General features: G+C 73.6%; 11 protein-coding genes. 5 read left to right on the forward strand and 6 right to left on the reverse strand.

What is annotated here, in order from left to right; translation table 11 throughout:
• Window positions 1–6 precede the first annotated feature (6 nt).
• From K8Z61_RS11895 to K8Z61_RS11905, 3 genes are all read left to right on the forward strand, one after another.
• Window positions 7–1,275, forward strand: coding sequence for a flagellar biosynthesis protein FlhB (locus K8Z61_RS11895; RefSeq protein ID WP_224129762.1), 1,269 nt, complete (start codon window positions 7–9; stop codon window positions 1,273–1,275).
• 66 nt (window positions 1,276–1,341) lie between these two features.
• Entirely contained in the window at window positions 1,342–3,411 is a 2,070-nt protein-coding gene (gene flhA, locus K8Z61_RS11900; RefSeq protein WP_224129764.1) for a flagellar biosynthesis protein FlhA, read from the forward strand.
• A complete protein-coding gene (locus tag K8Z61_RS11905) occupies window positions 3,408–3,677 on the forward strand; it encodes a hypothetical protein (RefSeq protein ID WP_224129766.1) in 270 nt (89 codons plus the stop codon). The genes flhA and K8Z61_RS11905 overlap by 4 nt, the downstream gene beginning before the upstream one ends.
• Window positions 3,678–3,931: 254 nt before the next feature.
• Here the strand turns inward: K8Z61_RS11905 and K8Z61_RS11910 are convergent, their stop codons facing one another.
• Entirely contained in the window at window positions 3,932–4,312 is a 381-nt protein-coding gene (locus K8Z61_RS11910) for a hypothetical protein (protein ID WP_224129768.1), read from the reverse strand.
• 141 nt (window positions 4,313–4,453) lie between these two features.
• On the opposite strand from K8Z61_RS11910, the gene K8Z61_RS11915 reads away from it, so the two are divergent.
• Window positions 4,454–5,506 (forward strand): triacylglycerol lipase, encoded by a 1,053-nt coding sequence (locus K8Z61_RS11915; RefSeq protein ID WP_224129771.1) that lies wholly within the window; start codon window positions 4,454–4,456, stop codon window positions 5,504–5,506.
• Window positions 5,507–5,646: 140 nt separating this feature from the next.
• On the opposite strand, the gene K8Z61_RS11920 is transcribed toward K8Z61_RS11915, so the two are convergent.
• On the reverse strand, window positions 5,647–7,326 hold the full coding sequence (locus K8Z61_RS11920) for an FAD-binding dehydrogenase (RefSeq protein ID WP_224129773.1): 1,680 nt from the start codon (window positions 7,324–7,326) through the stop codon (window positions 5,647–5,649).
• A gap of 143 nt (window positions 7,327–7,469) precedes the next feature.
• Here K8Z61_RS11920 and K8Z61_RS11925 point away from each other — a divergent pair, with 143 nt between their 5' ends.
• Window positions 7,470–7,805 (forward strand): hypothetical protein, encoded by a 336-nt coding sequence (locus tag K8Z61_RS11925; RefSeq protein ID WP_224129775.1) that lies wholly within the window; start codon window positions 7,470–7,472, stop codon window positions 7,803–7,805.
• Window positions 7,806–7,829: 24 nt separating this feature from the next.
• On the opposite strand, the gene K8Z61_RS11930 is transcribed toward K8Z61_RS11925, so the two are convergent.
• The 4 genes from K8Z61_RS11930 to pdxH form a co-directional block, all read right to left on the reverse strand.
• A complete protein-coding gene (locus K8Z61_RS11930) occupies window positions 7,830–9,689 on the reverse strand; it encodes an ABC transporter ATP-binding protein (protein WP_224130052.1) in 1,860 nt (619 codons plus the stop codon).
• Window positions 9,690–9,793: 104 nt separating this feature from the next.
• The gene (locus tag K8Z61_RS11935; RefSeq protein ID WP_224129777.1) at window positions 9,794–11,563 is read right to left on the reverse strand and encodes an ABC transporter ATP-binding protein; all 1,770 of its coding nucleotides are present in this window, start codon (window positions 11,561–11,563) and stop codon (window positions 9,794–9,796) included.
• Window position 11,564: 1 nt separating this feature from the next.
• A complete protein-coding gene (locus K8Z61_RS11940; RefSeq protein WP_224129779.1) occupies window positions 11,565–12,173 on the reverse strand; it encodes a TetR/AcrR family transcriptional regulator in 609 nt (202 codons plus the stop codon).
• A 147-nt stretch (window positions 12,174–12,320) separates the two neighbouring features.
• Complete coding sequence (gene pdxH / locus K8Z61_RS11945; protein WP_224129782.1) at window positions 12,321–13,043, reverse strand: pyridoxamine 5'-phosphate oxidase; 723 nt, start codon at window positions 13,041–13,043, stop codon at window positions 12,321–12,323.
• Between the last annotated feature and the right edge of the window lie 27 nt (window positions 13,044–13,070).

Here is a 13,070-nt window from a genome sequence, read left to right on the forward strand (position 1 = left end):
GCGGACGTGGCGGAGGAGAAGACCGAGAAGCCCACTCCCAAGCGCCGCAAGGAGGCGCGCAAGGAGGGGCAGGTCGCCCGGACCCAGGAGATCGGCCCGTGGGCGGCGCTGGCCGTCGTCGGCCTCGCGCTGCCGGCGCTGCTGCGCCACGAGGTCGCGACGATGGCCGACTTCATGCGCTCCTGCCTGCACGCCCTGGAGGACCCCAGCACCACCCAGGCCACCGACCTGCTCGTGCAGGGCGCGGGACACGCCGCGGTCGCGGTGCTCGTCCTGGGCTGCGCGGTCCTGCTGGTCAGCGTCGCCGGCACGCTCGGGCAGGGCGGCTTCTACCTGGCCACCAAGGCGGTCAAGCCGAACCTCAAGAAGCTCAGCCTGGTCCAGGGCGCGAAGCGGCTCTTCGGCCCGCACGCCCTCTGGGAGGGCCTGAAGACCCTGGCGAAGACCGCGGCGGTCGGGCTGCTCGCGTGGTCGACGATCCGCGGCGTCATGCCGCTGCTCGGCGGGCTGCACCCGATGGACGAGGTGGTCGCCACCGCCGGCGACCGGGCGCTGGGCATGCTCCGCGACGTCGCGATCGCGGGCCTGCTGCTCGCGGCCGCCGACTACGGCTTCCAGCGGCGCCGCATCGGCAAGCAGACCCGCATGACCAAGGAGGAGGTCAAGCAGGAGAACAAGCAGGCCGAGGGCGACCCGATGCTCAAGGGCGCGATCCGCGCCCGGCAGCTGGCCGCCAGCCGCAACCGGATGATGGCCGACGTCCCCGTGGCCGACGTCGTGCTGGTCAACCCGACGCACGTCGCCGTCGCGCTGCGCTACCAGCCCGAGCGCGGCGCGCCGGTCGTCGTCGCGCGCGGGGCGGGCGTCGTGGCGGCCCGCATCCGCGAGATCGCCGCCGAGCACGACGTCCCGCTGGTGCAGGACGTGCCGCTGGCCCGCGCGCTCTACGTCTCCTGCGAGGTCGGCACGGAGATCCCGCCGCAGCTCTTCGCCGCGGTCGCGCAGATACTGGCGTTCGTCATCGCCCGCCGCACCCAGGGCGCCCGCGGCGGCTCCCACCGCAGCCCGCGTCCGGTGCAGCAGGAGCTCCCCGACCTCCCCGCCCGCGGCCGGCGACGCCGCGTCCCGGAGCCGCGCGCCGAGCTCGGGTCGCCGGCGGCGGTCGAGCCCCGGACGGCGGTCGAGCCGCGGACGGCGGTCGAGCCCCGGACGGTGGTCGAGCCTGCCGATACCCCCGCGCCGAAGCACTCAGGTCTGCCCGCCCTGGGCCGATAGGCCCCTCGACGCAAGGACTGCGTCGGCTCGCCACGGACGGCCGGATCCAGAACGGACGGACCCCGCGTGGCCCTCAAGCGCCTGACCCAGCTCGGCGTGCCGGTCGGCATCGTGTTCATCGTGGTGATGCTGGTCATCCCGCTGCCCGCGATGGTGCTCGACCTGCTCATCGCCTTCAACATCACCATGGCGCTGCTCGTGCTGCTGACGGCGATGTTCGTGACCCGGCCCCTGGACTTCGCCTCGTTCCCGGCGATCCTGCTGGTGATGACGCTGTTCCGCCTGGCGCTCAACGTCTCCGCGACCCGGCTCGTGCTGCTCGACGGCTTCGCCGGCAAGGTGATCGACACCTTCGGCCACTTCGTGGTCGGCGGCTCGCTGATCGTCGGCCTGATCATCTTCACGATCCTGCTGATCATCCAGTTCGTCGTCATCACCAACGGCGCCGGCCGCGTCGCCGAGGTCGGGGCGCGCTTCACCCTCGACGCGATGCCCGGCAAGCAGATGGCGATCGACGCCGACCTCAACTCCGGCCTGATCGACGAGGACGAGGCCCGCCGGCGCCGCAAGGAGGTGCACGCCGAGGCCGACTTCTACGGCGCGATGGACGGCGCCTCGAAGTTCGTCAAGGGCGACGCGATCGCGGCCATCATCATCACGCTGGTCAACCTGGTCGGCGGCTTCGCCGTCGGCATGGTGCAGAAGGGCATGTCGCCGGGTGACGCGGTCACCACCTACTCGCTGCTGTCGGTGGGCGACGGCCTGGTGTCCCAGATCCCCGCGCTGCTGCTCTCGGTGGCCACCGGCCTGGTCGTCACCCGCTCGGCGAGCGACGGCGACATGGGCTCCGACATCATCCGGCAGGTCACGGCCCAGCGGCTCCCGATGCGCATCGCCGGCTTCGGCGCGATCAGCCTGTGCCTGATCCCCGGTCTGCCGAAGATCCCCTTCCTGCTGGCCGGCGGCTCGCTGCTGATGCTCTCGGCGCGGATCGAGGCCCGCGAGCAGGCCGACGCGGCCGCCGCTCCCGCCGAGTCGGTCGGGGCCGCGCTGGCGCCGTCCGGCGACCGGCCCGACCAGCTGGCCGAGGAGATCCAGGTCGACCCGCTCGGCCTGGAGCTCTCCGCCGACATCGTCGACCTGGTCGACCTCAGCAGCGGCGGCGACCTGCTCGAGCGGGTCAAGGCGCTGCGCCGCAAGGTCGCCGGCGAGCTCGGCGTGGTGCTGCCGCTCGTGCGCACCCGCGACAACATCGACCTGCCCAGCCGCACCTACGCGATCAAGCTCTTCGACATCGAGGTGGCCCGCGGCGAGGCGCCGCCGGGCACGGTCCTCGCGATCGGCGACTATCTCGGCTCGCTGCCCGGCGAGCCCACCGTCGAGCCGGTCTTCGGCCTGCAGGCCAAGTGGATCCCCGCCGAGCTGCGGCACCAGGCCGAGCTGTCCGGGGCCACCGTGGTCGACCGCTCGGCGGTGATCACCACCCACCTGGCCGAGGTCGTCACCCGGCACGCCTCCCGACTGCTCGGTCGCGAGGACGTCCGGCTGCTCACCGACGTCGTCAAGCGCACGCACCCGAACGTCGTCGAGGAGCTCACCCCGGCGCAGCTCTCGCTGGGCGAGGTGCAGCGTGTGCTCCAGCAGCTGCTGGAGGAGGAGATCTCGATCCGCAACCTGGTGCGCATCTACGAGGCGCTCTCGCTGCGCGCGGCGGCGACCAAGGACCTCGACGCGCTCGTCGAGGCCGCCCGGGTGGCCCTCGGACCGGCCGTCGTCGCGCCGCACGTCGTCGACGGCGTCGTTCACGTCATCTCCTTCGAGCCGTCCTTCGAGCAGCGGATGCTGGAGTCGATGCGGCCCGGCGAGCAGGGCTCGGTGATCGTGCTCGACCCCGTCTCGCTCCAGGCGGTGATCGGCGGGCTGGCGCAGCTGCTGGTCGACGCCGAGAACCGCAACCTGCGGCCGGTGCTGGTCTGCGCGCCGCAGCTGCGGGCGGCCGTGCGCCGGCTCGTCCGGCCCGCGATCGAGCGGCTGCACGTGCTGTCGTACACCGAGCTCTCGGGCCTCACCGGCACCGTGCAGGTGCGCTCGGCGGGCGTCGTCTCGGGCGACCGGGCGATGGAGCCGAGCCGATGAGGATGGTCTCGACGCCGGTGCTCGGCGGCGCGGCGCTGGTCACCGCGCCGATGCTGTGGCAGGGCCTGGTCACCGGCGAGCGTCCGCTGGAGCCGACGCTCGAGCGCTACCTGATGGTGGTGGTGGGCGTCTGGCTCGCCCTGTCGGTGCTGGAGATGCTCGTCGGCGCGGCGCCCCGGGTCAGCCGCGACGGCGCCGACGGTGACGGCGGGGGCGGCGCACGCCCCCTGGACGACGGACGGCCCGCAGGCTCGACCCTCGGGTGAGGGTCCGCCCCGGTGGACGTCCGGGGCCGCCTGCGGGCCGGGTGGCTGCGGTGGATTCGCGGGGCGTGCCCTGCGGTCCGGCGCAACGCGCTGGTGTCGCGGGGTGCCTAGCGGGCAGCCACCTCACGCGTCCGATCAGAAACCATTCTGCGGATCACCTCCTTTCCCGTGTACGACGAGCGTAGGTCGGGGAGGCGGGCCCGACAACGGCATTTCCCGCGGGCGTCGCGCAGCGCCAGCGGGGCCTGCTCCGGCTACTTCGCCGAGGCGCACTGGGCGACGTCGGTGCCCAGGCCGCTGAGCACGGTGCGGTCCTGCTCGGTGCCCTCGAAGCCCTCGTCGCCCTTGACGAAGGCCTTGAGGGCGTCGTCGGAGAGGTCGGAGTCGACGAGGACCTTCGCCACGCAGTCGCGCTGGGCGTCGGTGAAGCCAGTGACGGTGGCCTCCTTGCCGAGCACCGAGGTGCCCGACTTGATCGAGTCCGCGACCTCGGACCGGCTCGGACGCCCGCCCGAGCCGGCGTCCCCGGAGTCGTCGTTGCCGCCGCAGCCGGTGAGGGCGCCCGCGGCGAGCAGGGTGGCGACGGCGACGAGACCGCCGGTGCGGCGCAGGACGGACGAGCGGGTGGGGGTCATCGGAGCTCCTCGAGCGCTGGGGCCGACGGGTGGCCGGCCGGGGGCCGACGACGGACGCCGCCGGACCCCGGAAGCCTACGGCGCGGATCCGGGCCGCGGGACCTATGGCCCTCGTCACAGCGCGGCGCTAGTCTCCGGCGAGTGAACAGTCGTGCACCGCGCTCCCGTCGCCCCCGTCCCGCCCGCGGCCTCTCGGCCCGCCTCGGCGGCATGCTGACCAGCGGCGTCCTCGCCGCGGGCGGCCTGCTGGCCGTCGGCGCCGTGGTCCCCGCCTCCGCCGCGCCGGCCCCGGTCGGCCCGGCGTTCAGCGTCCCCACTGCCACCCTCGACGCCGCCGTCACCTGTCGCGGCGACCTCGCCGGCTCGGCGCTGACCCCGGTGCTGCTCGTGCCGGGCACCACGCTGACCCCCGAGCTGAACTTCTCGTGGAACTACGTGCGGGCCTTCGACGCCCAGGACCGTCCCTGGTGCACCGTCGAGCTCCCCGCCAACGGCATGCTCGACATCGCGACGGCCGGCGAGTACGTCACCCGCGCGATCCGCACCATCTACGCGAAGGCCGGCGAGCGCCGCATCGACGTGCTCGGCTTCAGCCAGGGCGGCATGGTGCCGCGGTGGTCGCTGAAGTACTGGCCCGACACCCGCGAGATGGTCGACGACCTCGTCAGCCTCGACGCCTCCAACCACGGCACGGCGTCCGCCTACCCGGTCTGCCTGCTCGGCTGCGCGCCGTCGGTGTGGCAGCAGCGCTCGACCTCGCGGTTCCTCGCCGCCCTGAACTCCGGACCCGAGACCTGGCCCGGCATCAGCTACACGCAGGTCTACACGGCCACCGACGAGGTCGTGTTCCCGAACTTCGACCCCGTCGCCAGCAGCCCGCTGCGCACCGGCCAGGGCCAGATCCGCAACGTCCAGGTGCAGTCGCTGTGCCCCGTGCACGTCTCGGAGCACCTCTCGATGGGCACCACCGACCCCGTCGGCTACGCCCTCGCCCTCGACGCCCTCGACCACCCGGGCACCGCGGACCCCGCGCGCATCCCGGCCTCGGTGTGCCTGCAGCTGCTGCACCCCGGCGTCGACCCGGTCACCTACCTGCCGTACATGACCCAGGTCATCGCCACCGCCGGCCAGCAGCTCGTCCTCGGCCCGCGGGTCTTCTCCGAGCCCGCGCTGCCCGCCTACGCGCGGGGGTAGTGAGCCGTCGGGCCCGCAAGTGCAGGTTTCCCCGGATATCCGGGGAAACCTGCACTCGCTGACGCGGAAGGCACCTCACGGCACCCGCAGAGGTGCCGTTCGCGTCACGGAACCAGCAGGACGCGCCCGCGCCCGGGGCGTCAGCCGCGCGCGATCGCCCGGCCGGCGTTGCGGCCGGAGAAGATGCAGCCGCCGAGGAACGTGCCCTCGAGCGCGTTGTAGCCGTGCACCCCGCCACCGCCGAAGCCGGCGGCCTCGCCGGCGGCGAACAGCCCCGGCACCGGCTCGCCGTCCGGGCCGATCACCCGGCTGTCCAGATCGGTCTGCAGGCCTCCGAGGGTCTTGCGGGAGAGGATGTTGAGCCGGACGGCGATCAGCGGGCCGTGCGCGGGATCCAGGATCCGGTGGGGCTTGGCGACCCGGACCAGCCGGTCGGTCAGCGAGCGCCGCGCGTTGGCGATCGTCATCAGCTGCACGTCCTTGGAGAAGCCGTTCTCGACCTCGCGGTCGCGGGCGACGATCTGCCGCTCGATGTCGGCGAGGTCCAGCTGCGGCCCGCGGGCCAGCCGGTTCATGCCCTCGACCAGCGCGGGCAGCGTGTCGGCGACGACGAAGTCCTCCCCGTGCTGCTTGAACGCCTCGACCGGCGGCGGGGCGCCCTTCGCGGCGCGGGTGCGCAGGAGCAGGCGGAGGTCCTTCTCGGTGAGGTCGGGGTTCTGCTCCGAGCCGGAGAGGGCGAACTCCTTCTCGATGATCGTCTGGGTGAGCACGAACCACGAGTAGTCGTGGCCAGTGGCCAGGATCTGCCGCATCGCGCCGACCGAGTCCGCGCCCGGCACGCCCGAGGAGCCCACGAGGCGGCGCCCGTGGGCGTCGAACCACATCGACGACGGCCCGGGCAGGATCCGGATGGCGTGGTCGGGCCAGACGGGGTCCCAGTTGTGGATGCCCTCGGTGTAGGCCCACATGCGGTCGCGGTTGACCACGCGTCCGCCCGCGGCCTCGGTGATGGCGAGCATCCGCCCGTCGACGTGCGCCGGCACGCCGGAGATGAGGTGCCGCGGCGCCGGGCCGACGCGCTCGGTGGGCCAGGTGCGACGGATCAGCTCGTGGTTGTGGCCGATGCCGCCGGAGGCGACCACGACGGCGTCCGCCCGGTGCTCGAACTCCCCCACCACCTCGCGGCTGGACGAGACGCCGCGCGCGGCGTCGTCCGGGGCGAGCACCGCGCCGCGCACGCCGACGACCGCACCGTCCTCGACGACCAGCTCGTCGACGCGGTGCCGGAAGCCGAAGGCCACGCGGCCGGCCGACTCGGCCTCCAGCACCGACGGGACGAAGGCGTCGACGACGCCCGGCCCGGTGCCCCAGGTCAGATGGAAGCGCGGCACGGAGTTGCCGTGGCCCAGCGCCGAGCCGTCGCCGCGCTCGGCCCAGCCGACCATCGGCAGCGAGCGCAGCCCGAGCGCGCGCAGGTAGGAGCGCTTCTCGCCGGCGGCGAACTCGACGTACGCGCGGGCCCAGCGCTGCGCCCAGGAGTCCTCGTCGTCGAGCCGGTCGAAGGCCGCCGAGCCCTGCCAGTCCTGCCAGGCGAGCTCGACGGAGTCCTTGACGCCCATCCGCCGCTGCTCGGGGCTGTCGACGAAGAACAGCCCGCCGAGCGACCACCACGCCTGGCCGCCGAGGTTCGCGCGGTTCTCCTGGTCGAGCACGAGGACGCGCCGGCGTCCGACCGAGGCGGCCTCGTGGGCGGCGACCAGGCCGGCGAGACCGGCGCCGACGACGATCGCGTCCCAGGTGCGGGTGGTGGCATCGCTCATGGGGCCGACTCTGCCACCCCGGCGCGGCCGTCGGGCGGGCCGTCCGCATGGCCCGGTCGGACCATGGGCGCCTGACCCCGTCCGCGGGGCCCGGGGGCCGGACGGCGGCTCACCGACCGCGCCGGCCGGCCGATCGGGAGGTCATGCGCGCCGCGATCCCCGTCCTGGGGCTGGTGGCCGTGCTGGGCCCCTCCGCCGCCGGCCTCGCGTCGGCGGCGACCCCCACCACGCCCCCCGTCCCCCGCCCTGCCCACCACGCGTCCGGAGCCGCCGGCTCCCCGGACTCCCCCACCCCGACGTCCGCCCCGACGTCCGCCCGGCCGTGCCGGCTGCTGCCCTACCAGCCGCGGTACGGCGCGCCGGGTCGAGCCGGCGACGCCGCGACCGGCGGGATGGCCGCCCAGACCCTGGTGGTGGTCGTCCCCCGGACGACGTGCAACACCCCGCGCTCCCGCTGGGACGCGCGGGGTGCCGACTGACGCGGATCCGGCCGGGCCGGACCCTCAGCCCGCGACCGCGCCGGCGAACTGGCTGGCGTGGAGTCGCGCGTAGGCGCCGCCGGCGTCCAGCAGCGCGTCGTAGGTGCCCTGCTCGACGATCCGCCCGTCCTCCATGACGACGATCAGGTCGGCGTCGCGGATGGTCGAGAGCCGGTGCGCGATGACGAACGACGTGCGGTCGGCGCGCAGCGCGGCCATGGCCTGCTGCACCAGCACCTCGGTGCGGGTGTCGACCGACGAGGTGGCCTCGTCGAGGATCAGCAGGGCCGGATCGGTCAGAAACGCCCGCGCGATGGTCAGCAGCTGCCGCTCGCCCGAGGAGAGGTTGGTGCCGTCCTCGTCGACCCGGGTGTCGTAGCCGTCGGGCAGCGTGTGGACGAACCGGTCGACGAAGGTGGCCCGCGCGGCGGCGCGGATCTCCTCCTCGGTGGCGTCGGGCCGCCCGTAGGCGAGGTTCTCGCGGATCGTGCCGGCGAAGAGCCAGGTGTCCTGCAGCACCATGCCGATGCGGCTGCGCAGCGCGGTGCGCGAGAGCGACGCGACGTCGACGCCGTCGAGGGTGATGCGACCGCCGTCGAGGTCGTAGAAGCGCATGATCAGGTTGACCAGGGTGGTCTTGCCCGCACCGGTCGGACCGACGATCGCGACGGTCTGACCCGGCCGCGCGACCAGCGAGAGGTCCGCGATCAGCGGACGGTCGGGGGTGTAGGCGAAGTCGACGTGCTCGAAGGCGACCTCGCCGCGAGCGGCCCGGCCGGTCTGCGGCGTAGCGTCGCCGGTGACCGGCTCCTCCCCGGCGTCGAGCAGCTCGAAGACCCGCTCGGCCGACGCGACGCCCGACTGCAGCAGGTTGGCCATCGAGGCGACCGTGGTCAGCGGCTGGTTGAACTGGCGGGTGTACTGCACGAACGCCTGGACGTCGCCGACCGAGAGGGTGCCGGACGCCACTCGCAGGCCTCCGACGACCGCGACGAGCACGTAGTTGAGGTTCCCGATGAACATCATCAGCGGCATGATCAGGCCGCTGATGAACTGGGCCTTGAAGCTCACCTCGAAGAGCCCGGCGTTGTGCTCGGCGAAGGTCTCCTCGACCTCGGCGCGGCGGCCGAACACGCTGACCAGCGCGTGCCCCGAGAAGGCCTCCTCGATGTGGCCGTTGAGCTGCCCCGTGCGCCGCCACTGCGCCACGAACTGGCCCTGCGAGCGTCGCATGACCGCGCGGGTGACGAGCAGCGAGATCGGCACGCTGACCAGGGCGATCAGCGCGAGGGTCGGCGAGATCGAGAGCATCATCGCCAGCACCGAAATCACGGTCAGCAGGGAGGTGAGCAGCTGGCTCATCGTCTGCTGGAGGGTCTGGCTGACGTTGTCGATGTCGTTGGTGACGCGGCTCAGCAGCTCGCCGCGCGGCGAGCGGTCGAAGTACGAGAGCGGCAGGCGGTGGATCTTCTCCTCGACCTCCTGGCGCATCGCCCGGACGGTGCGCTGCACGACGCCGTTGAGCAGGTAGCCCGCCAGCCAGCCGAGCAGCGCCGCGGCGACGTACACGCCGAGCGTCAGGGTCAGCCAGGAGCCGACGGCGCCGAAGTCGACGCCCTGGCCGGGCACGACGCCCTGGGCCCGGGCGACGTCGGGCAGCTGCGACTCCGGCACGCCCTCGAGCCGGCGTCCCAGGAAGCCGCGGACGACGAGGTCGGTGGCGTGCCCGAGCAGGCGCGGACCGACCGACATCAGGACGACGCTGACCACGCTGAGCGCGATCACGGCGATCGCCGGCACCGCCTCGGGACGCATGCGGCCCACGAGCCGCTTCGCCGACGGCCCGAAGCTCATCGCCTTCTGCGGCACGACGGCGCCGGCCATCGGGCCGTGGCGGGGGCCGCCGCCGGGCGCCTCGATCCGCTCGGTGGCCTTGAAGCCGGCGGACTTGTCCACCGGCGCCCCGCCGCGCGGGGACGACGTGCCGCTCACGCGAGCACCTCCTCGGCTCGCTCGGCCCGGTCGGCCCGGTCGGCGGCCGTGATCTGGGAGTCCACGATCTCGCGGTAGGTCGGGCAGGTCGCCAGCAGCTCGTCGTGGGTGCCGGCGCCGACGACCCGGCCGTCGTCGAGCACGACGATCCGGTCGGCGTCGCGGATCGTGGAGACCCGCTGGGCGACGACCAGCACCGTGGCGTCGCGAGTGACCGGACGCAGCGCCGCGCGCAGCCGGGCGTCGGTGGCGAGGTCGAGGGCGGAGAAGGAGTCGTCGAAGAGGTAGACGGCCGGCCGGCGCACCACGGCCCGGGCGATCGCGAGCCGCTGCCGCTGACCGCCCGAGAAGTTCGTGCCGCCCTGGGCGACCGGCGCGTCGAGACCCTCCGGCAGCGCCTCGACGAAGTCGCGCGCCTGGGCGATCTCCAGCGCCCGCCACATGGCGTCGTCGTCGGCGTCCCGGGCGCCGTGGGCGAGGTTGGAGCGGAGGGTGCCGCTGAACAGGTACGCCTTCTGCGGCACCAGGCCGAGCTCGGCCCACAGCGTCTCGGGGTCGAGGTCGCGCACGTCGACGCCGCCGACCCGCACCTGGCCGCCGGTCGCGTCGAAGAGCCGCGGCACGAGGTTGACGAGCGTCGACTTGCCGGCGCCGGTGGAGCCGACGACCGCGACCGTCTCGCCCGGCCGGGCCACCAGGTCGACGCCGTGCAGCACCGGCGACTCCGCGCCGGGGTAGGCGAAGGTGACGTCGACGAGCTCGAGGTGGCCGCGGCGGGCGGGGTCGAGCGCGAGCGGACGCTCCGGCGGGCGCACCGAGGTCTCGGTCTGCAGCACCTCGACGATGCGGTCGGCGCACACGGCGGAGCGGGGCACCTGCATGAGCATGAAGGTCGCCATCATCACCGACATCAGGATCTGCATCAGGTAGGCGAGGAAGGCGGTGAGGGCGCCGGGCTGCATCTGGCCGGCGTCGACCCGGTGCCCGCCGAACCAGATGACGGCGACGCTGGAGACGTTCACGACCAGCATGACGAGCGGGAACATCGTGGCCATCCAGCGTCCGGCCCGCGTGGCGACGTCGGTGAGGCCGTCGTTCGCGCCGCCGAACCGCTGCGTCTCGTGCCGCTCGCGGACGAAGGCCCGCACGACCCGGATGCCGGTGATCTGCTCGCGCAGCACCCGGTTGACCTCGTCGATGCGGCCCTGCATCTCGCGGAAGCTCGGCACCATCCGGCTCACGACGAACCCGACCGAGACGAAGAGCGCGGGCACGACCACGAGCAGGATCCAGCCGAGGCCGACGTCCTCGCGCAGCGCCATCACCACGCCTCCGACCATCATGATCGGCGAGCTGACGGCGATCAGGCAGGCCATGACGACGAGCATCTGCACCTGCTGGACGTCGTTGGTCGTGCGGGTGATCAGCGACGGCGCGCCGATCTGCTGCACCTCGCGCGCCGAGAAGGTGCCGACCCGGCGGAAGAGGTCGCGACGCAGGTCGCGGCCGAAGGCCATCGCGGTGCGGGCGCCGAACCACGCGGCGCCGAGCGAGCAGACGATCTGGGCGACCGAGACGGCCAGCATGACCCCGCCGAGGCGCCAGATCGTGCCGGAGTCGCCGGTGACGACGCCCTCGTCGATGATCCGGGCGTTGATGCTGGGCAGGTAGAGCATGGCGATCACGCCGGCGCCCTGGAGCAGCAGCACGGCGAGCAGCCAGGCCCGGTGGGGCCGCAGGCGCTCGCGGAGCAGGGTGGTGAGCATGTCAGCGATTCCTTCGGCTGGAGGAGGTGGCCTCGAGCAGTCCGTGCAGGAGGGTGTCGACGACCTGCTCGGGTGCGAGCAGGTGGCCGTCGGAGATGTGCGGATGGGTGCCCGCGAAGGTCAGCAGGCGCAGGCGGTGGACGAACTCCTCGGCCGGCACGGTGAGCCGCGCGGCGTCCTCGCCCACGACGCCGACCATGAGCTCGACCAGCCGGGCGCGGTGCTCGTCGGCGTGGGGGTGGTCGTGCGCCGGCGGCTTGACCAGGCCCACGCGCCGCATGAGGTCGAAGGTGGCGCGCCAGCGCTGCTGGAGGACGGCCACCAGGCGGCGCAGCCGCTCGTCCAGCGGCTGCGCGGGGTCGATCTCGGCGATCCGGTCGAAGATCTCGCCCGGCTCGAAGGCGCGCGCGACCGCGAGGTCGACGAGCTCGTCCTTCGACTCCACGACCCGGAAGATCGTCCCCTCGGCCACGCCGGCCGCCTCGGCGATCTGCCGCGTCGTCACCTCGCGACCGTGCTCGCGCAGCAGGCGCAGCGTCGTCACGACGAGGTGCTCGCGCCGCTCCTCCGGCGCCATCGGACGGGCGCGGGCGCGGGTCGGCGTCGGCATGACGTCCAGGGTAAGTGAGTGAGTGCTCACTCACAAGGCGACCAGCGTCGGTTTCATCGGTCAACCGATGAAACTGGCACTGGGCCGATGAAGTTTCAGCGTGCAGGCGCGAGTTTCATCGGTCAGCCGATGAAACTGCCGAGCCCTCTACGGCGCCAGCCGCTCCAGGCCCCACGCACCGTCGGCCCGGCGCCGGTAGACCAGCCGGTCGTGCAGGCGCCCGGTGCGCCCCTGCCACAGCTCCACCGCGGACGGCCGGACGAGGTAGCCGCCCCAGGCGTCGGGCACGGGGACCTCGCCGCCGGCGAAGCGGGCCTCGGCGTCGGCGTACGACTCCTCGAGCTCGGCGCGCGAAGGCACCGTGCTCGACTGCCGCGAGGCCCACGCGCCGAGCTGGGACGAGCGCGGGCGCACCGCGAAGTACGCCTCGACGGTGGCGCGCGGGAGCGGCTCGGCGACGCCCTCGACACGCACTTGCCGCTCGAGGTCGTGCCACGGGAAGAGCAGGGAGCAGCGGGGCTCGGCGGCCAGCGCGGCGCCCTTGCGCGAGCCGTGGTTGGTGTAGAAGACGAAGCCCTCGGCCGTCAGTTCCTTGAGCAGGACGATGCGCGCCGACGGCGTGCCGTCGGCGTCGACGGTGGCCACGACCATCGCGTTGGGCTCGTGGACGCCGGCCGCGACGGCGTCGTCGAACCAGCGGGAGAACTGGGCGAGCGGGTCGGCGGCGACGTCGGCCTCGTCGAGGCCGGCGCGGGCGTAGTCCTCGCGCAGACCGGCGAGGTCGAGGTGCACGCCCTCCCCGGCCGCCGACGGGCCGGACGCGGAGTCGGACGCGGAGTCGGACGACGCGGGATTCGATGCGGGCGCCATGTCCTCGACGGTAGAGGGTGGTGCAGA

It is taken from the genome of Nocardioides sp. TRM66260-LWL, assembly GCF_020075545.1.
Taxonomy (GTDB): domain Bacteria; phylum Actinomycetota; class Actinomycetes; order Propionibacteriales; family Nocardioidaceae; genus Nocardioides.